The organism is Sanguibacter sp. Z6_81 (assembly GCF_057180625.1).
This window is the reverse complement of record NZ_JBXUFV010000001.1, coordinates 403,249-421,609: the sequence shown is the minus strand read 5'-3', so window position 1 is coordinate 421,609 and position 18,361 is coordinate 403,249. Positions and strand designations below refer to the sequence as shown.

Annotated in this window: 21 protein-coding genes; 8 read left to right on the top strand and 13 right to left on the bottom strand. The window is 73.0% G+C overall.

The annotated features are described in order from the left end of the window. The first annotated feature begins 21 nt into the window (after positions 1–21). The gene (locus AC2AXK_RS01980) at positions 22–636 is read left to right on the top strand and encodes a TetR/AcrR family transcriptional regulator (protein ID WP_484343655.1); all 615 of its coding nucleotides are present in this window, start codon (positions 22–24) and stop codon (positions 634–636) included. A gap of 133 nt (positions 637–769) precedes the next feature. Here AC2AXK_RS01980 and AC2AXK_RS01975 read toward each other — a convergent pair whose 3' ends face one another. The 7 genes from AC2AXK_RS01975 to AC2AXK_RS01945 form a co-directional block, all read right to left on the bottom strand. Next, a complete protein-coding gene (locus AC2AXK_RS01975; RefSeq protein WP_484343654.1) occupies positions 770–2,023 on the bottom strand; it encodes an ABC transporter permease in 1,254 nt (417 codons plus the stop codon). Beyond that, on the bottom strand, positions 2,020–2,916 hold the full coding sequence (locus AC2AXK_RS01970; RefSeq protein ID WP_484343653.1) for an ABC transporter ATP-binding protein: 897 nt from the start codon (positions 2,914–2,916) through the stop codon (positions 2,020–2,022). The genes AC2AXK_RS01975 and AC2AXK_RS01970 overlap by 4 nt, the downstream gene beginning before the upstream one ends. Positions 2,917–3,057: 141 nt before the next feature. Continuing rightward, on the bottom strand, positions 3,058–3,834 hold the full coding sequence (locus AC2AXK_RS01965; protein ID WP_484343652.1) for a response regulator: 777 nt from the start codon (positions 3,832–3,834) through the stop codon (positions 3,058–3,060). Continuing rightward, the gene (locus tag AC2AXK_RS01960) at positions 3,831–5,222 is read right to left on the bottom strand and encodes a sensor histidine kinase (RefSeq protein WP_484343651.1); all 1,392 of its coding nucleotides are present in this window, start codon (positions 5,220–5,222) and stop codon (positions 3,831–3,833) included. Before AC2AXK_RS01960 ends, AC2AXK_RS01965 begins: the two co-directional genes overlap by 4 nt. Before the next feature lie 128 nt (positions 5,223–5,350). Further along, positions 5,351–5,926: an ATP-binding protein gene (locus tag AC2AXK_RS01955; RefSeq protein ID WP_484343650.1), complete on the bottom strand. Its 576-nt coding sequence runs from the start codon at positions 5,924–5,926 to the stop codon at positions 5,351–5,353. 123 nt (positions 5,927–6,049) lie between these two features. Continuing rightward, complete coding sequence (gene uraH, locus AC2AXK_RS01950) at positions 6,050–6,418, bottom strand: hydroxyisourate hydrolase (protein ID WP_484343649.1); 369 nt, start codon at positions 6,416–6,418, stop codon at positions 6,050–6,052. Beyond that, a complete protein-coding gene (locus tag AC2AXK_RS01945; protein WP_484343648.1) occupies positions 6,415–6,981 on the bottom strand; it encodes a 2-oxo-4-hydroxy-4-carboxy-5-ureidoimidazoline decarboxylase in 567 nt (188 codons plus the stop codon). Before AC2AXK_RS01945 ends, uraH begins: the two co-directional genes overlap by 4 nt. Before the next feature lie 29 nt (positions 6,982–7,010). On the opposite strand from AC2AXK_RS01945, the gene AC2AXK_RS01940 reads away from it, so the two are divergent. Then, positions 7,011–7,637 carry a nucleotidyltransferase family protein gene (locus tag AC2AXK_RS01940; RefSeq protein ID WP_484343647.1) on the top strand — a complete coding sequence of 209 codons (627 nt, stop codon included), beginning with the start codon at positions 7,011–7,013 and terminating at the stop codon, positions 7,635–7,637. Here AC2AXK_RS01940 and AC2AXK_RS01935 read toward each other — a convergent pair. Next, entirely contained in the window at positions 7,535–8,890 is a 1,356-nt protein-coding gene (locus AC2AXK_RS01935; RefSeq protein WP_484343646.1) for an allantoate amidohydrolase, read from the bottom strand. The genes AC2AXK_RS01940 and AC2AXK_RS01935 overlap by 103 nt on opposite strands. Continuing rightward, positions 8,887–10,110, bottom strand: a complete 1,224-nt coding sequence (locus tag AC2AXK_RS01930; RefSeq protein ID WP_484344236.1) for a pyridoxal-phosphate-dependent aminotransferase family protein — start codon at positions 10,108–10,110, stop codon at positions 8,887–8,889. The genes AC2AXK_RS01935 and AC2AXK_RS01930 overlap by 4 nt, the downstream gene beginning before the upstream one ends. A gap of 223 nt (positions 10,111–10,333) precedes the next feature. On the opposite strand from AC2AXK_RS01930, the gene AC2AXK_RS01925 reads away from it, so the two are divergent. Both AC2AXK_RS01925 and AC2AXK_RS01920 read left to right on the top strand, forming a co-directional pair. Further along, positions 10,334–12,262: an oxidoreductase gene (locus tag AC2AXK_RS01925; protein ID WP_484343645.1), complete on the top strand. Its 1,929-nt coding sequence runs from the start codon at positions 10,334–10,336 to the stop codon at positions 12,260–12,262. A 72-nt stretch (positions 12,263–12,334) separates the two neighbouring features. Next, positions 12,335–12,877 (top strand): TetR/AcrR family transcriptional regulator, encoded by a 543-nt coding sequence (locus AC2AXK_RS01920; RefSeq protein ID WP_484343644.1) that lies wholly within the window; start codon positions 12,335–12,337, stop codon positions 12,875–12,877. A gap of 21 nt (positions 12,878–12,898) precedes the next feature. Here AC2AXK_RS01920 and AC2AXK_RS01915 read toward each other — a convergent pair whose 3' ends face one another. Genes AC2AXK_RS01915 through AC2AXK_RS01905 form a run of 3 tightly spaced genes read right to left on the bottom strand, consistent with a single transcriptional unit; the run spans position 12,899 to position 13,876 of the window. After that, on the bottom strand, positions 12,899–13,210 hold the full coding sequence (locus tag AC2AXK_RS01915; RefSeq protein ID WP_484343643.1) for a transcriptional regulator: 312 nt from the start codon (positions 13,208–13,210) through the stop codon (positions 12,899–12,901). Next, a complete protein-coding gene (locus AC2AXK_RS01910) occupies positions 13,207–13,635 on the bottom strand; it encodes a hypothetical protein (RefSeq protein WP_484343642.1) in 429 nt (142 codons plus the stop codon). Before AC2AXK_RS01910 ends, AC2AXK_RS01915 begins: the two co-directional genes overlap by 4 nt. A 49-nt stretch (positions 13,636–13,684) precedes the next feature. Further along, entirely contained in the window at positions 13,685–13,876 is a 192-nt protein-coding gene (locus AC2AXK_RS01905; RefSeq protein WP_484343641.1) for a hypothetical protein, read from the bottom strand. A gap of 93 nt (positions 13,877–13,969) precedes the next feature. Between AC2AXK_RS01905 and AC2AXK_RS01900 the strand changes: the two genes are divergently transcribed. From AC2AXK_RS01900 to AC2AXK_RS01890, 3 genes are all read left to right on the top strand, one after another. Beyond that, the gene (locus tag AC2AXK_RS01900) at positions 13,970–14,809 is read left to right on the top strand and encodes an SMP-30/gluconolactonase/LRE family protein (protein WP_484343640.1); all 840 of its coding nucleotides are present in this window, start codon (positions 13,970–13,972) and stop codon (positions 14,807–14,809) included. Between the two features lie 58 nt (positions 14,810–14,867). Continuing rightward, complete coding sequence (locus AC2AXK_RS01895; protein ID WP_484343639.1) at positions 14,868–15,428, top strand: GNAT family N-acetyltransferase; 561 nt, start codon at positions 14,868–14,870, stop codon at positions 15,426–15,428. A gap of 199 nt (positions 15,429–15,627) precedes the next feature. After that, the gene (locus tag AC2AXK_RS01890; RefSeq protein ID WP_484343638.1) at positions 15,628–16,041 is read left to right on the top strand and encodes a DUF4262 domain-containing protein; all 414 of its coding nucleotides are present in this window, start codon (positions 15,628–15,630) and stop codon (positions 16,039–16,041) included. Here AC2AXK_RS01890 and AC2AXK_RS01885 read toward each other — a convergent pair. After that, on the bottom strand, positions 15,956–16,945 hold the full coding sequence (locus AC2AXK_RS01885; RefSeq protein WP_484343637.1) for a DMT family transporter: 990 nt from the start codon (positions 16,943–16,945) through the stop codon (positions 15,956–15,958). The two genes, AC2AXK_RS01890 and AC2AXK_RS01885, sit on opposite strands and share 86 nt — an antisense overlap. Between AC2AXK_RS01885 and AC2AXK_RS01880 the strand changes: the two genes are divergently transcribed. Beyond that, on the top strand, positions 16,944–18,359 hold the full coding sequence (locus AC2AXK_RS01880) for an aminotransferase-like domain-containing protein (protein ID WP_484343636.1): 1,416 nt from the start codon (positions 16,944–16,946) through the stop codon (positions 18,357–18,359). The genes AC2AXK_RS01885 and AC2AXK_RS01880 overlap by 2 nt on opposite strands. Positions 18,360–18,361 lie beyond the last annotated feature (2 nt).

The following is an 18,361-nucleotide window of genomic DNA, read 5'->3' as shown; positions in this document are numbered from 1 at the left end:
CGCCGCAACCATGACCGGCTCGTGACCGTCGCCCGACAGGTGTTCGCAGAACGGGGCCTCGACACGCCGTTGACCACCGTCGCGCGCGCAGCAGGGCTGGCCCCGGCGACCCTGTACCGGCACTTCCCGACGCGCGCCGCGCTGACCGCGGCGGTCTTCACCGGCGACCTCGAGGGGTGCACGACGCTCCTCGAGGACGCGCTGACCGACCCCGACCCTCGCCGCGGCCTGGTGCGGGTGCTCGACGAGGTGGCGACGCAGCAGATCCGGAACCCTGCGTTCGCGGACGCCTTCCTCGGAAACGCGCCCGCGTTGCCGGCGTTCGAGGCGCTGCGCAGGCAGACGCTCGACCTGCTCGGTGATCTCGTCCGTCGGGCCAAGGCGGACGGCGGCCTCCGTGCGGACTTCACGCCCGGCGACGTCTTCATCCTGCTCCACGCCAACCGTGGCCTCGCGGCGATGTCGCCCGAGGCGGCGGTGCGCGCGTCGATGAGGCTGACGTCGCTGTTCACCGATGCGGCGTTCGTCGGCCTCTCCCACCACGGGGAGACTGATCACGACCCCACGGGGACCTCGGCGTCGAGAGGCGGCGACTCGAGTGCGAGCTCTCCCACCCGTGGCGCAGTGAGGGCATGAGGACACCTGCCTCTCCGACGCCGACGTGGCCGTCGCGGAGGCCGACCGCCTGCGGGCCGGGTGCGGCGTGACGAGCCCCGGTCAGCACGGCTGACCGGGGCTCCGTCACGGCGGCCCACACGGCCGCCGGGTCTCAGACCTCGAGCTTGAGGGCCTGGCGCCACTTGAGCGCCGTCCCTCCCTGCATGACGGCCCGCTGGTAGACGCGCTCACCGAGACGCAGCAGCAGGTACGCGGCGATCGCCGTGATGACGAGCGAGACGAGCGGCTCCCACAGCGGGACGTTGCCGTCGAGGAGCCTGATCGGCATCGCGACGGAGGACACGACCGGCACGTAGGACGCGACCGCGAGCCAGAAGCCGTCGGCGATGAAGCCGATGAGCAGCACACCGACGAGCACACCCGTGATGGGTCCCGTGTTCGACTGCAGGTCCTCGCTGCGGCTCGCGAGGGACCCGAGCACCGCCCAGATGGACGCGAGGGCCGCGAACCCGGCGACGAAGAACGCGACGAACCAGCCGGAGGCCGACGCGATCCACCCGAGGTCGTCCGCCGACCCGGTGACGTTCATGGCGATGAGGGCGACGATCGCGTAGATCGCGATCTGACCGAACGCGAGCAGGGAGTTGCCGAGGACCTTGCCGTAGAGCAGCTGGCGGATGGGGATCGCGGTCGCGAGGATCTCCACGACGCGGTTCTGCTTCTCCTCGAGCACCGAGTTGGCGATCGCCATGCCGAAGACGATGGCCGAGAAGTAGAAGAGGAACGCGAACACCGCGCCGACGAGGTACTTCACGCCGGCCATGTCGTCGTCGCCCTCGAGGAACTCGGTCGTGACGGTGGTCCCGGCCGTGAGCTCCTCGACGCTCGTGCCTGCCGCGGCCGCGTTCGTCTCGAGCGCTACGGCGCCGGTCGCGTCGGTGATCGCCCCCCGCAGTGTCGAGCTCACCTCGTCCTTGCCGAGCAGGATCCACCCGTCGTCCGCGGGCAGGAGGGCGGCGTCGACGTCGCCGTCCTCGACCGCTGCGCGTGCTGCGGCCTCGTCGGGCAGCTCCTCCGCCGTGAGGGTGTCGCCCGAGTCGTCGGCGCCGATGACGTCGGCGCTCGCGGCGACGATCGCCTGGCTCTCCGCGGACGTCGTCGCGACCGTGTAGTCGGTCGTCCGGCCGCTGAAGAAGGCGCTGACGGCGAACGACGCGACGATCATCGCGAGGGTGAGGAGGGTGGAGAGCACGAAGTTGCGGTCGGTGAGCTTGACCGTGATCTCGCGCAGCGTGACGACGAGCCAGGGGTTCTTCACGGGGCCGGTCGTGCTGGTGCCGGATCCGCCGGAGGTGCCCGGAGCGCCGGGCGCGGTGGACAGCGTGCTGGTCGTCGGGGCGCTCATCGGGTGACCTCCCGGTAGATGTCGGACAGGGTGGGGACGAGGGGCGTGAACTCGCTCAGCCCGCGCTCGACCGCGGTGGCGAGGATCCGGTCGCGGGTGGCGTCGCCGTCGAGCTCGAGGACCGCTCGGGCACCGTCGACGTCGACCACGCGGACGCCGGGCTCCTCACGCAGCCACCCGGCGTCGGGGGCCGTGGTGATGCGGAAGCGGCGGGGTCCGCGCGAGCGCAGCTCGTCGCTGCTGCCGGCCGCCATGATCTTCCCGTCGGACAGCACGACGAGCGAGTCGCACAGCCGGTCGACGAGGTCGAGCTGGTGGCTGGAGAACAGGACGGGGACGCCCTCGCGCAGGCGGTCGCGCAGGAGGTCGACCATGGAGTCGACAGCCACCGGGTCGAGACCCGAGAACGGCTCGTCGAGGATGAGCGCCGTGGGGCCGTGCAGCAGCGACGCGGTGATCTGCACGCGCTGCTGGTTGCCCAGGGACAGGGACTCGAGCTTGTCCTTGAGGCGACCGCCCAGCCCGAACCGCTCGAGCATGCGCGTGGCCTCGGACGCCGCGTCCTTGCGCGTCATGCCACGCAGCTGACCGAGGTAGGTGAGCTGGTCGAGGATGCCCTGCTTGGGGTAGAGGCCGCGCTCCTCGGGCATGTATCCGAAGCCCGTGCGGTCGGCCGCGGTGAGCGGGCGCCCGCCCCAGAGGACCTCGCCGCCGTGCAGCGTGAGGACGCCCATGATCATCCGCATGGTCGTCGTCTTGCCGGCACCGTTGGCACCGACGAACCCGGTCATGCGGCCCGGCTCGACGACGAACGAGACGTCGTCGACGGCTGTCTTGCCGCCGAACCTGCGGGTGAGGTTCCGCACCTCGAGTGCGGGTGGGTGGCTGGTCATGGGGATCCTTCCCTGGGCGGACGGCTGAATACCTCAACCCTAGGAACTCGCGACGGCCGGCGGTTCCACCGCGCGACGGAGATCTCGACGCCCGTCGACGCGGTCCCCGACGCCCACCTCCTCCGAACGGAGGAGGTGAGGTCAGGACGCCGGGGGAGCGGCCAGGCCCGCGCGATGGGCGAGGACGACCGCCTGGACGCGGTCGCGGGAGCCCGTCTTGGCCAGGACGTGCGACACGTACGTCTTGACGGTCGACTCCCCGAGCCACAGCCGGGTCGCGATCTCCGCGTTCGACAGCCCTTCCGCGAGGAGCCCCAGGACCTCACGCTCGCGTGGCGTGAGGGACTCGATCGCTGCGCGCACCGCCGGTGCGATCTGCACGTCGGGCACGGGCACGTGGCCTGCCCCCTGACCGCCCACCTGCACCTCCACCGCCGGGACGACCATGGGTGGGCCTTCGGGGACGGCGCCCGGCTCCCCGTCGACGAGCCGCGCGATGACCTTGAGGGTGACCTCCGGGGACAGCAGCGCGTTGCCGTCCGCGACGGCCCGCACCGCGTCGATGAGGTCGTCCGGGTCGGCGTTCTTCAGCAGGAACCCGCTGGCGCCAGCCCTGAGCGCGTCGAAGAGGTAGTCGTCCCGGTCGAACGTCGTGAGGACGACGACCTTCGCCAGACCCCGGGCGACGACCTCCTGGGTCGCGGCGATCCCGTCCATGACGGGCATCTGGACGTCCATGAGCACGACGTCGGCCGGGTGCTCGGCGAGCACGTCGAGGGCCTCGCGCCCGTTGGCCGCCTGGCCCACGACGACGATGTCCTCCTCCACGGAGAGCACCATCGCGAACCCGGACCGCACGAGGGCGTGGTCGTCGACGAGCAGCACCCGGATGGGCCCGCCGGTGGTCGGGGCGCTCATGCGGCGACCTCCGTCCGCACCGGCACCCGCACCCGGACGCGCCACCCGGGTGTCGCGCCCTCCCGCGGGCCGATCTCCACCTCACCGTGGTGCAGCTGGGCTCGCTCGCGGATGCCACGCAGCCCGTACCCCGACCCCGACGTCCCCTGGCGTGCCTGGCCGTCGTCGATGATCTCCGCCTCCACCCACCCCGCGCCGTCCTCGGACGTGCGGACCCGCAGCGTCACTCGAGCGCTCGATGCGGTCGAGTGCCGGGCGACGTTCGAGACGGACTCCTGGACGATCCGGTACAGCGACAGCGCGACGGGGGCGGGCACGTCGTCGAGGTCACCGGGGGCCTCCTCGACGATCGTGAGCTCCACCGCCAGACCGGCGGTGCGGTGCGCGGCCACGAGGTCGTCGAGGTTGCGCAGGCCCGGCTCGGGAGAGCGGCTCCCCGAGGCGTCCTGGCCCGCGTCGTCGGCGCGCATCGTGTCCGTCTCGCTGCGCAGCACCCCGAGCAGGGACCGCATGTCGCCCACTGCGCTGCGGCTCGACCCCTCGATGCTGCGCAACGCGTCGGACGCCGCCTCGGGGTTCCGCGTGAGGACCTTGCGGGCTGCGCCCGCCTGCACGCCGATGACGGACACGTGGTGCGCGACGACGTCGTGCAGCTCGCGGGCGATCCGCAGCCGCTCGTCGACGACCGCGCGGCGCGCGAGCTCGCCGGCCTGCTCGCGGATGCGCACGGCCTGCCCCGCGAGGCGCTCGCGCTGCAGCGCGGACCGCCACGACGAGCGGCCCATCGCGATCGCACCGCCGAAGTACACGAGGTTGAGGATCGAGGTGTAGAGCACGGCTGCGGTGACCGGCGCGATGGGGCCGTCAGGCGTGTCGTCCCCGGGGAACAGCTGGTCGTAGGCCGTGGCGGTGGTGAGCGTGGCGACGAGCCACAACGTCATGGTGAGCAGCACCATGCCCATCGCGATCCACAGCATCCGCCGGTCCCGCGACCACGCCACGGCGGCGTAGAGCGCCGCGAAGTACGCGGTCTGGAACGCGAGGCTGATGGAGCTGGCCGGGCTGAAGTATGCGAGGCCGACGAACAGTGCGCTCGAGACGAGGAGCGCGGTGAGCGGGTACGCGCGGCGCACCGCGAGCGGAGCGATCATGAGCGTGAGAGCGACGTACGGGCGCCACCACGCCTCCGCGTCCTCGGGCGCGGAGATGCTCGAGGTGAGCACGGCCATGAAGAGCGCGACGGCGAGGAACAGCGCGGTCCCGACGATGTCCGCGCGCCTCTGCTGTGCAGTCGGGGCGGGTCGTTCCCAGAGCGGCTCGACCGGGTCGTTGAGCCAGGCGTTGACGCGCTCGGGCAGGCGCGGGCGGGCGGGGTCGGGCGTGGCCATGCCTGGCACGGTACCTCGCGCGCAGCGCCGGTGGATCCACCGCAAGGGGGTGTTCCGGGACGAGCCGACGACGGAGGTCAGACGGCGACGCAGGTCGGACGGCGACGCAGGTCAGACGACGACGCAGGTCAGGTGGTGACGTCGAACCAGACCGTCTTGCCGCCCTCGTCGTGCAGCTCCACGCCCCAGGCGCTGGAGAGGCGGTCGATGAGCATGACGCCGCGTCCACCGAGCGCGGTGGCGGGGACCGACTTGAGGATCGGCACCTCGTCGCTCTCGTCGCGCGTGCTGATGCGGACCCCGGAACTCAGGCGGGTGACGCTCAGGACGATCTCGCCGCCTGGCACGGCGTGCAGGATGGCGTTGGTGATGGCTTCGGTGACGAGGAGGGCGAGGGTCGTCATGGTGCTCGCGTCTGCCCCGGCGTGCTCCGCGGCCTCGGTCGCCCAGTGGCGGGCCGGGCGGACGGAGTCGGTCGTCGCGGTGAAGGTCATGGTGCGGGTGGCGCCGGCGGTGTCCGTATCACGGTAGAGCGGCGGAATCTCGGTCACCTCCGGGGCGGCCGCGACGCCGGTGATCGCGGTGAGGGCGGCTACGACGACGGTCGGTGCGATTGTTGCTGCGATGTCGGCCGTGGCCGTGGCCGTCGCCGGGTTCGCAGAGGCGCTCATGGGCTCGTCCGCAGCGACTCCCTGCTGCGGCATCGGCCTCATCCTGCCTCCTCGTCGGTGCATGGGGACGGCACGTCCACCCTGCCAATCGGCAGCATACCTGCGGTATTTCAAGTTTTGAGCACCGGAGGTCCCTGGCTTCCGCAGGGCGGACGGTCAGCTCCCCCGGTACGTCGAGAAGGCGTAGGGGCTGAGCAGCAGAGGGACGTGGTGGTGCGCACCGGGGTCACGGAGGAAGAAGCTCACGCTCACCTCGGGGTAGAACCCCTCCTGGGAGGTGTCCGCGAAGTACCGGCCGGTGTCGAACACCACGCGGTAGGTCCCCGCTCCGAGCTCCGCCGGACCGAGGGCCCCGACCCTCCCGTCGACGTCCGTGACGCCGTCCGCGACGAGGTCCCACAGTCCCTCGGGCGTGGACCGCTCGAGCCGGACGCGCACCCCCCGAGCGGGGTGCCCGAGCGCGGCGTCGAGCACGTGCGTGGTGACGAGGCTGGGGGCCGGTGCTCCGGCGGGCGTGCCGCTCACGGTGCCTCCTGCCACAGCTGGCCGATCCGCAGCAGTGCGATCTCGCGCAGCTGCTCCGCGACCTCGCGGAGCTCCGCGGCGTCGTCGAGCTGCAGGCGGCGGTGGAGCTCACCGAGGATCTCGGCGCGGCTGCGCCCGGCCGCCCGGACGAGGAACACCCGTCCGAACCGCTGCTCGTAGGCCGCGTTGCCCGCCGTGAGGCTCGCTGCCTCCTCGTCCGCCGACCGGTCGGCGTCCTGCCCTGCTGCGGCCTCGCTCGGTACCGCTGGGCCCGCAGCGGACTGCTCGGCCCGGGAGAAGTGTGCGGCTGCACCGGACCCGGCGTGCGCCTCCCCGATGCGGGGGTGGTCGGCGAGGGCCTCGTCGATCTCCGCCTCGCTCAGCGGGTCGGCGGCTGCGACGGCCGCGTCGAGCAGGTGCACGGACGACGGGAAGGGCGCCTGCGCGCAGACGTCGTCGAGCCACCGCTGCACGTGCAGCGCGGGCGCCAGCGCGGCCCGGACCTCGGCCGGACCGCTGCGCGGCGTGACGACGGCGGGGGCGGTGCGGGGGTCGGGGGTCATCGGACCATCCTTGCGGTAGAACGGTGATCATGACGGGCGAGGCGGTGACCGGGCGGACGAGCGGCACGCTCGCGGGCCTCGTCCTGGCTGCGGGTCGCGGCGCGCGGATCGGTGGCCCCAAGGCGCTCCTGCGTGACCACGACGGCACCCCGTGGCTGACCCGTGCCGTCGGGGTGCTCACGTCGGCGGGCTGCGGCCCGGTCGTCGTCGTGCTCGGCGCCGATGCCCCGAGGGCCGCGGCGTTGCTGCCCGCGGGCTGCGTGCCCGTCGTGGCGGAACGGTGGGCCGACGGGATCGGGGAGTCGCTGCGGGCGGGTCTCGACGCCCTGGCGCAGGTGGCGCCGGACGCGGCCGCGGTGGTCGTCACGCTCGTCGACCTGCCTGACCTCGCGCCCGCCGCCGTGGTGCGGGTCGCCGCCGGGGCCGGGCCGGGCTCGCTCGTGCGCGCGGGGTACGGCGGTGCGCCGGGGCATCCCGTCGCCATCGGCCGGGACCACTGGGCCGTGCTCTCGGAGCACCTGCGCGGCGACGTCGGGGCGCGCGACTACCTGCGTCACCGGGCCGTCGTCGTGGACTGCACGGACCTGGGTGGCGGGGAGGACGTCGACACAGCGGCGGCGTGGTCCGCCCGGGGCGGGACAGGGGCGGACGGGTAGGACGCGGCGTGGGCGAGGACGGTCGCCTCGAGCGCGTCGAGAGCGAGGGCCACGTCAGGCGCGGTGACGGACTCCTCGGGGTGGTGGCTGACGCCCCCGGCGCACCGCAGGAAGAGCATCGCCATGGGGGTGATCGCGTGCATCGCCATGGCATCGTGCCCGGCGCGGCTGAACAGGGCGAACGGGTCGGGGTCACCGGCCGCACGGACCCCCGCCGCGACCGCTCGCTGCAGGGCCGGGTCGCACGGGGCGGCGTCGGCCCGGTAGATCTCCGTCGCCTCGATGTACAGGCCGCGGCGCACCTCGATCTCGCGCCCGGTCGCGACGATCTCGTCCCAGGCGGCGTCGCGGTCCTCGTCGCGCTCGGCGCGCAGGTCGACGCTCATCTCGACACTGCCGGGGATGACGTTGACGCCCCCCGGGAACGCCTGCAGGCGCCCGACGGTCGCGATGGTGCCTGTCGCGTGGCCGATCCGCTCGATGGCCACGACGAGCTCGGACGCCCCGACGAGCGCGTCGCGTCGACGGTCGTAGGGCGTCCCGCCGGCGTGCCCCGCGTGGCCGGTGACGACGAGCGAGAAGCGGCGTGCACCCGCGATGGCGGTGACGACGCCGAGCGCCCGGCCCGCGTCCTCGAGGTGCGGGCCCTGCTCGATGTGCGCCTCGACGTACCCGACGATCCCGGCGGGGTCGCGTGCGGCCTCGCCGACCCGGGTGGGGTCGAGACCGAACCCCTCGAAGGCATCGGTGAGCGTCACCCCGTCACGGTCCGCGAGCGACCACCACGACGGGTCCCACGTGCCTGCGACGGCGCGCGACCCGGACAGGGCATTGCCGAACCGGGTGCCCTCCTCGTCGCTGAACGCGACGACCTCGAGCGCGAACGGCAGGTCCCGCCGCGTCGCGGCCGTCCGGGCGGCGACCTCGATGGCGAGCAGGACGCCGAGCATCCCGTCGTACCGGCCGGCGTCGGGCACCGTGTCGATGTGGGAGCCCAGGACGAGGGCCGGCAAGCCTGGGACGCGGCCTTCGAGGCGGCCCCAGCGGTTCCCGGCCGGGTCCTGCCACGTGGCCATGCCGGCGTCGTGCATCCACTGCGCGACGAGGGCGCTCGCGGCGGTGTGCTCCGGGCTGAGGTGCACGCGTTCGAGGCGGTCGGCGTCCGCGGAGATCGCGGCGAGGGCGTCGCAGCGGGCGAGGATCGCCTCGGCGTCGTGCAGGCTCGGGGGGGTGGCGCCGACGGCGGCGGTCATGACGGCGCCCCGAGGGGCGCGAGCGGGGCCGCAGGCATGGTCGCGTCCTCGTACTGCTCGAGCGCCGCGCCGACCCCACCGCCGGCGGTGAGCCGGTGCCCGGCGCGGCGGAGCACCTGCTCGAGCGCGGCGAGCGTCGTGAGGACCGCGTCGCGCCGGGCGTTGTAGCCCATGGTGCCCACCCGCCACACGCGACCGTGCAGGGGGCCGAAAGAGGTGCCGATCTCGATGCCGTAGTCCTGCAGCAGCTCCCCGCGCACGGCGTCACCGTCGACGCCGTCGGGGATCTCGACCGCGACGACGTTGTGCATGCGGAACCGCTGGTCGCCGAAGAGCTCGAGGCCCAGTCCCTGCAGCCCGGCGGCCATCGCACCGCCGTGCAGCCGGTGGCGCTCGACGGCGGCGTCGAGGCCCTCGTCGACGAGCAGGCGGGCGCACTCCCGGGCGCCGTAGAGCATGGTCGTGGCCTCGGTGTGGTGGTTGAGGCGCCGTGGCCCCCAGTAGTCGAGGATCATCGCGAGGTCGAGGTAGTTCGAGCGGATGCGGTGGGCGCCCGTGGTCTCGCCCGCCTCCCGGATGCCGGCCTCGATGCTGCGGCGGCCGTCGACGACCGCGACGGCTCTGGGCGAGAGGGTCAGGGGTGCGCTGCCCGACGGCCCGCCGAGGCACTTCTGCAGCCCCGCCGTGACGGCGTCGAGCCCCCACGCGTCGGTGCGGAACGGGTTGCCGCCGAGGCTCGCGGTCGCGTCGGTGTAGAGCAGCACGTCGTGGCGCCGGCAGATCTCCCCGAGGTCTTCGAGCGGCTGGGCGAGGGTGGTGGAGGTGTCCCCGTGCACGACGGCGAGGAGGGTCGGGCGGGTCGCGACGATCGCGGCCTCGATCTGCTCCGGGGTGAAGACGGCGCCCCATGGTGCCTCGATGGTGTGCACCTCGGCGCCGGCGCGTTCCGCGATCTCGACGAGGAGGTGCCCGAACCGCCCGAACACCGGCACGAGCACGCGCTCGCCCGGCTCGACGAGCGACACGATCGCCGCCTCGATGCCTGCCCGGGACGTGCCGTCGACGAGGAGCGTCGCGTCGTTGCTCGTGGCGAAGACCGTGCGGTAGAGATCCTGCGTCTCGGTCATGGTCGCCGTCATCGCCGGGTCGTACTGGCCGACGAGCTGCGCGGACATCGCGCGCAGGACGCGCGGGTCGGCGTTGATCGGCCCTGGGCCCATGAGCAGGCGCGGCGGCGGGTTGATCTGGTCGGGCACGAGGCACCTCGGTGATCGGTCGGGGTCATGCGCTGTCGGGCAAGCGTGCGGTCGGGCTGGCCATCGTCGCAAGGGCGTGTTTCTCCCCGGTTACGCGGGAGCGGGACCTTGTGCCCGGATGAGGCGCGGCGCGTTTCGGGATACTGATCTCGTAACTAGCCGATCGACAAGTTCATAGGAGAACGCCATGATCGCCCACCCCCGTCTGTCGGAACCCGCCCAGTGGGGCTCCCTCACGCTGCCGAACCGCATGTTCATGCCCCCGATGGGCACCCACACGGCGCACAAGGACGGGACGATCTCCGAGGCCGGCCTCGACTACCTCGTCGCCCGCGCGCGCGGCGGGGCCGGACTCCTCATCACCGAGTCGATGCCCGTCCAGTCGACGTACGACATCGACACCGGGTCGGTCATCAGCCTCTCCGACGAGCGCCACGTCGAGCCGCTCGCCGCAGCCGTGGCGGCCGTGCACCGCGAGGGCGCTCTCATCGCGGCCAACCTCACGCCGGGATTCGGTCGCGTCATCCCCGTCGCGCCCGACGGCGGGCCGTCGTGGTCCGCGTCGGACAACACCACCCTCGCCGATCCCAGCGTGCGGTGCCGGGAGCTGTCCACCGGCCAGGTCGAGGACATCCTCGAGCACTTCCGCGTCGCCGTGCGTCGTGCGGTCGACATCGGGTTCGACGCCATCGACATCCACGGCCACACCGGGTACCTCACCGACCAGTTCCTCTCCGCGGTGTGGAACCGGCGTACCGACCGCTTCGGCGGCGACGTCGCCGGCCGCGCGACCTTCGCGACCGACATGATCCGCATCGTCCGTGAAGAAGCAGGCGCGACCTTCCCGCTCTCGATGCGCATCACCGTGCGCCACCAGTTCCCCGGGGGCCGCGAGCCCGACGAGGCGCGCGAGCTCGCCGTCCTGCTGCAGGACGCCGGGCTCGACGTCCTCATGGTCGACGCCGGCTCCTACGAGGCCATCGACTGGTCCTTCCCGCCCTACTACCTCGGCGATGGCGTCTACCTGCCCGACGCCGCAGCCGTGAAGCCCGTCCTGCGCATCCCCGTCGCCGTCTCCGGCAGCCTCACGGCCGACCTCGGCGAGCAGGCGGTCCGGGACGGCGTCGCGGACTTCATCGGGTTCGGACGCATGATCATCGCAGACCCGGACCTCCCCGCGAAGGTGCTCGCCGGGGCGGCAGACACCATCCGCCCCTGCGTCCGCTGCAACCAGCTCTGCATCGGCAACGTCGTCATCGGCAAAGGCGTCGAGTGTGCCGTCAACCCGGAGGCCGGGCACGAGGGAACACGCTCGATCACGCCCGCGGCGAGCACCCGCCGGGTCACCGTCGTGGGCGGCGGACCGGGCGGGATGGAGGCCGCGCGCGTGGCAGCCCTGCGCGGCCACGACGTGCACCTCTACGAGAGCTCCGACAGCCTCGGTGGGGTGCTCGCCCCGGCCGCGACACCCGACTTCAAGCGCGAGCTGCACCGCATGATCACGTGGTGGGAGGGCGAGCTCCAGCGCGCCGGCGTATCCCTGCACCTGTCGCACACGATCACGCCCGACGACCCGGCCCTCACGCAGGCCGACGCCGTCGTCGTCGCCACCGGCTCCACCGCGCTCACCCCGCCGATCGCCGGGATCGACACCTCCGGGGCCGTGCACGTGCTCGACGCGCACCTCGGAGCACCCGTCGGCCACCGCGTCGTCGTGTGCGGCGGCGGGCTCTCCGGCGCCGACTACGCCCTCGAGCTGGCCCTCGAGGGACACGACGTCACGGTCGTCGAGATGGCCCCGGCGATCGCCGTCGACATGGTCGTCCACAACCGGGTGGCGCTCCTGCGCCAGCTCGCGGAGAACAACGTCCGGGTGCTCACCAGCCACACCGTCGTCGAGCTGCGGCCCGATGCCGTCGTCGTCGACGGACCCGACGGCACGACGACCCTGCCCGCCGACACCGCCGTCCTCGCCTTCGGCGTGCGGCCGAACCGCAGCCTCCCCGAAGCGCTCGCCGGCACGGGTGTCGAGGTCCACGAGATCGGGGACTGCGTGAAGCCCGCCAAGGTCGCCGAGGCCATCCACGCCGGATACCTCGCGGGAGCCGCGATCTGATGACGCGCCCCGTCACCGCGGGGTGTGGGCCCTCACGTAGTCTCGGCACCGACCGAGCCACCAGGAGGACCGATGCCCCGCGGTGATGCGCGCCCGGACCTCGTCCGTGACGCGGCCCTCGACCTTTTCGCGGTCCACGGGATCTCCGGCACGTCGCTGCAGATGATCGCGGACGCCCTCGGCGTGACCAAGGCCGCCGTCTACCACCACTACAAGTCGAAGGCGATGATCACCCGCGCGGTCCTCGCCCCAGCGGTCGACGCCGTCGCGGAGCTCGTCGAGACGGCGTCGACGCTTCCCGACGCCGTGCAGGCCCGACGCTTCGCCGTCGAGCAGCTCGCCGACCACGCGGTGCACAACCGCCGGCTCTACGCCGTCATGCTCCGCGAGGTGCCGATGGGTGCGCTGTCCGTGTCCGACCCGGACTGGGCGCGGGTCTTCGGGCGCCTCAACGGGCTCCTCGCGGCCGGTGACCAGGACGCAGAGACGCTCACGGCGGTCGGGTTCTTCCTCAGCGGGATCGTCGCGCCAGCCACGAACCCGGCGCTCGCGGGACTGAGCGACGAGGACCTGCGGGCCGCCATCCTCGAGGTGGGCCGCCGGCTGCTGCCGTGACCGGCGTCCGTCGGACCGTGGTCATTCCGCGTCCCGCGACGGTGCGTCCGCAGACTGCGCGACGATCGCCCGCAGTGCCGCCACGTGCCCCCGGTAGGCCGCGCTGCCGGCCTTCGTCAGCGAGAGCCACACTCGGCGGGAGTCCGCGCCGGACCGGTCCTGGCGGACGTACCCGGCGTCGATGAGCGCGGCGACCTGCTTGCTCAGTGCGGAGGCGCTGAGGCCGAGCTGGTCCTTGACCACCGACGTCTCGAGGGTCGTGGCGGCGTCGAGCATCGCGCAGATCTGCAGGCGGTGCATGGGGTGGATGACCGGGTCGAGGGCTGCGGTCATCGCTGGGTGCTCCGGTGGTGGACGACGGATCCGACCGCGTAGCTCGCCGTCGCTGCGACCGCGAGGGCGATGACCGGGAGTGCGTTGTCGGTGAAGCTCTCGGTGATGATCGCGAGCGCGAGGAACAGCGCTGACAGGGCGACCGCTGCGAGGAAGCCGCGGCTCGTGGGGAGCGCGAAGGGCGCCCCGTTGCTCCGTCCGGCCGCGAGGTTCGCGACGACGACGGCGATCACGACAGCGACCATGACGGACGGCCCCGAGGTGTCCACGAGGGGTGCCAGCGCCGCCGCGCCGAGCAGCAGGGCGTTGACGGGGTAGATCCACACGGGCCAGGGCGTGTCCCGGACGGCTTTCTGGGAGGTGGTGATCGCTGCGAGCGCGGCGGCCGCCTCGGCGCGGTCGGGTGAGGGCTGGTTCGTTTCCATGCTGGAAACGATAGAGGATCGTTTCCAGAGCGGCAACTACTGTGGAGGCTCAGTCCGTGCGCTCCCGACCCCCTGGGGCGCGACGAGGTGCGAGGAGCACGGTCACCAGCATCGCCCCACAGATCGCAGCGCCCCACCGGACCGCCAGCGGCAGGTCGGTCGTGACGTCGAGCACGAGGTTGAGGAGGAACGCGGTCAGCGCGCTGGCCGTGATGACGAATACGGTGCGTCGTCGGCTCATGGATCCACCCTGCCAGAGCCCGCCCGGAGATGCGACGATCAGCCCAGCACACGAGGCTGGAGCAGTCCCGCACCCCCGAGCACGAGGAGCATCATGACGGTCGAGCAGGTCACGGACCCCATCGCGTACCACGGTGAGGGGCCCGTGTGGTCGCCCACGTGGGGCGGCATGCGTTGGGTGGACATGCTCGCCGGCGACCTCCTCACGCTGCGCGACGACGGCCGGGTCGACCGCCTGCACGTCGGCAAGGTCGCGGCCTTCCACCGTCCCCGCACGGGTGGTGGCTACGTCGTCGCCACCGAGCGTGGCCTCGCGCTGTCCGCGACACCGCACGACGCCCCGACCCCGTGGGCGGAGCTGTGGTCCGACGAGGGTGTCCGCATGAACGACGGCGGCTGCGACCCGTGGGGCAACCTCTACGCCGGCTCCATGGCGTACGACGCGGCGCCCGGCGCCGCGTCCTTCTACCGCGTCACCCCGGACGGCCAGGTCCGCGTCGTCCTCGACGACGCGACGATCTCCAACGGCTTCGAGTTCAGCCCGGACGAGACGCTCGCCTACTACAACGACACCCCCACGAACCGCACCGACGTGTTCGACGTCGTCGACCAGCAGCTGACCAACCGCCGTACCTTCCGCGACTGGGGCGACCAGCACCCCGACGGCCTCACGGTCGACTCCGCGGGCAACGTGTGGGTCGCGGTGCACGGCGCCGGGCGCGTCGTGTGCGTCGCGCCCGACGGCTCCGTCCTCACCGAGATCGAGGTCCCGGCGGCCCAGACGACGGCGTGCGCCCTCGGCGGGGAGGACCTGCGAGACCTCTACATCACGACATCCCGCGAGAACCTCGACGACCCCGAGCCCGGCGCCGGGGCCCTGTTCCGGGTGCGGGTGGACGTCCCCGGCCTGCCGGTGCGCCCCTTCGCGGGCTGACCCGCCTGCCGGCGAGCAGGGGTCGCGCGCCGTCGTGGGGCGGGGCAGTGTGGGGCAGATGAGCGTTTCACCAGATCTTGGGCACTCCGCCCGGTCGACCGTGCTGTCGACGCCGCGGCTGACCGTGACCACCTGGCTGCCGGGCGACGCCGTCGACCTGCACACGGTGCACGCCGATGCCCTGACGATGCGGTTCGTGCGCAACGGACGCCCGGAGTCGCTCGAGGAGACGACCGCGCTCGTCGGGACGTACATCGGTGAGCAGCAGACGCGGGGGTGGACCAAGTGGCGGCTGGCCGACCACGCCGGACGACTCGTCGGCCGCGCCGGGTTCGGCGAGCTGTCCGGCCTTGCTCACGAGCCGGGGCACCGTGAGCTCGCTTACACGCTCAGCAGGGACGTGTGGGGCCAGGGCATGGCGACCGAGGTCGCAGGTGCCCTCGTCGAGTGGCACCGCACGCACCCCGACCCCCGTCTCGACGCGGCCCTCCACAGCCACGTGGCCGTGGAGAACCCCGCGAGCGCCCGCGTCCTGGAGAAGGTCGGGTTCCGACCGCAGCACGTCGTCGTGCACGAAGGCATGCCGTGCACGCTCTACACCTGGACCGACGTCCCGTGACCTTTCCGGCGTTCCGGGCTATGGTCCAGAGCATGAGGATCGAGCAGGTGACCCCGCCAGGCCAGCGCACCGCGGAGGTGGCGTCCGTCTGTTCGCTGCGCCCGCCGCCCTAGGGCGGCACGACCACCCCGCATCTGTTCCTCTCCCCGAAGTGCGCTGCAGCGAGCGGCGCACTTCTTGTCGTTTTACAGGAGTGCATGTGACCACCACCCACCACGCGGAGCGGATGCTCGAGGATCTCCGCGGGGACATCGACCAGTACGGCTGGGCGCTGCAGTACGTCGAGGATGACAACTCGGCCTGCTGCTACGCCTACACCGCCGGCCTCGCGCTGCGCGGCCTCCCTGAGTTCTTCGTCACCGGTCTGCCGCCCCAGGAGTCGTGGGACGTGCTCAACGAAGTCGCCGGCCGGGCGACCGCCGGCCACCCCCCGGCGCTCGGCGGCGTCCTCGTCAACGTCGTCCCCGGCATCAGCGTCCGCGTCGAGGCCCTGCCGGACCCGCGGTACCTCGCGCGGGCGTGCGACGTCATGGGCACGGTGGTGCGAGCCCACCGCCTGCGCGTCGTGACGAACGATGCCGGCGCGGTGCGCCCGCCGCAGGCGCCAGCCTGACGCGGACAGCCAGCCCGGCGCAGGCGATGACGGCGAGCCCGCCGAGCGCCGTCGTCCACGTGAGGGGCTCGTGCAGCAGGAGAGCGGCCCAGCAGAGGGTCATCACGGGCTGGACGAGCTGGACCTGGCTCACCTGCGCCATGGGGCCCATCGCCAGGCCGCGGTACCAGGGGAAGAACCCGAGGAACATGCTCACTGCTGCGAGGTAGGCGAAGGCCGTCCACTGCGCGCCGGTCGCGGTCGGCGTCTGCGTGACGACGGCGACCGTCGTGAGCAGGATCATGAGCGGCGCTGCGACGACGAGCGCCCACGAGACCGTCTGCCAGGGGCCCAGCTCGCGGGCGAGCAGGCCGCCCTCCGCGTAGCCGACGGCCCCGAGGAGGACGGCGCCGAGCAGGAGCGCGTCGGGCCAGCCGAGCCGTCCGAGTCCGCCGGACTGCGCGGACGCGAAGCCCATCGCGGCGATCGCACCGACGGCGGTGAGGGCCCAGAACACCCGCCGGGGGCGCTCGTGCGTGCGCAGCACGACGGCCGTCGCGGTCGCGGCGGGCAGGATCGCGACGACGACGGCTCCGTGGCTCGCGGGGACCGACGTCAGCGCGAACGAGGTGAGCAGCGGGAACCCCGCGACGACCCCGCCGGCGACGAGCGCGAGCCGACGCCACTGCGTCCCGCTGGGGAGCGGTTGCCGGGTGAGGGTGAGCGCGAGGGTGGCGAGCGACGCGGCGACGACCGCGCGACCGGCGCCGACGAACAGCGGGGACATGCCACCGACCGCGACGCGGGTGAACGGGACGGTGAAGGAGAAGGCCGCGACCCCGAGCATCGCCCACCGCAGGCCCGAGGGTGCTGCGGGGGATATCGGTAGGGGCGAAATGGGAGTAGCGCTACTCTTGTCCGTCATGAACCACGATAGCAGTTCCCGGTTGGTCGAGATGCTCCGCTGCGTCATCGACGGGGCGGCACCCGGCACCCGGCTGCCGTCGACCCGGGCCCTCGTCGCCGAGCACCGCGTGAGCCCCGTGACCGTGCAGAAGGCGCTCGCCGCCCTGGCCGCACAGGGACTCGTCGAGCGCCGACCGGGCTCCGGCACCTTCGTCCGGGGTGAGCGGACGGCGAAGCCGTCGGACTACGGCTGGCAGTCGGCGGCCCTGCGGCCACCCCACACCCCGCCCCGCCGACCGTCACCCACCCTGCGCAGTGCCACCAACGACGTCGTCGCCTTCCACTCCGGCTACCCGGACCGCGAGCTGCTGCCGGAGCGCCTCGTCCGCTCCGCCCTGACGCGGGCGGCGCGCAGCGAGACAGCGCTGTCCCGTCCGCCCGCGCAGGGCCTTCCCGATCTCCAGTCGTGGTTCGCGGACGAGCTGCGCACGGCGACGCCCGCGGGAGTCACCCCGCCGACGGCGAGCGACATCGTCGTCCAGCCCGGGAGCCAGAGCGGGCTGAGCTCGATCTTCCGGGCCCTCGTCGGCAGCGGCCGCCCCCTGCTCATGGAGTCGCCGACCTACTGGGGGGCGATCCTCGCCGCCGCGCAGGCCGGGGTCGTCGTCGTGCCCGTGCCGTGCGGCGTCGACGGGCCGGACCCGGACGGGCTGGCGCGGGCGTTCGAGGAGACCGGGGCCCGCCTGTTCTACGCCCAGCCGAGCTATGCCAACCCCAGCGGGGCGCAGTGGAGCCCGCAGCTCGCGGAGCAGGTCCTCGACATCGTCCGTGCGTACGGCGCGTTCCTCGTCGAGGACGACTGGGCGCACGACTTCGGCATCACCACCACGCCCGTCCCCGTCGCCACCCGTGACGACTCCGGTCACGTCGTCTACCTGCGGTCCCTGACCAAGAGCGTCTCCCCGGCCGTCCGCGTCGCCGCGGTGGTCGCCCGCGGGCCCGCGCGCGAGCGCATCCTCGCCGACCACGGGTCCGAGTCGATGTACGTGAGCGGTCTGCTGCAGGCGGCGGCCCTCGACGTCGTCACCCAGCCCGCGTGGCAGACGCACCTGCGGGGACTGCGTCACCAGCTGCGCGCTCGTCGCGACCTGCTCGTCGCGAGCCTCCAGGAGCACGTCCCCGAGGCCCACCTCGCCCGGGTGCCCCCGGGCGGCCTCAACCTCTGGGCGCGCCTGCCCGACGGCACCGACGTCGACCGGCTCACCCGGGACTGCGAGGACGACGGCGTCCTCCTCGCGACCGGCACCGGGTGGTTCCCGGCCGAGCCCACGGGGCCGTTCGTCCGGCTCAACTACGCCGGACCGAATCCGGCCGCGTTCCCGGACGGCGCCCGCATCCTCGGCCGTGCGCTCGCCCAGCAGACGAGCACCTGACT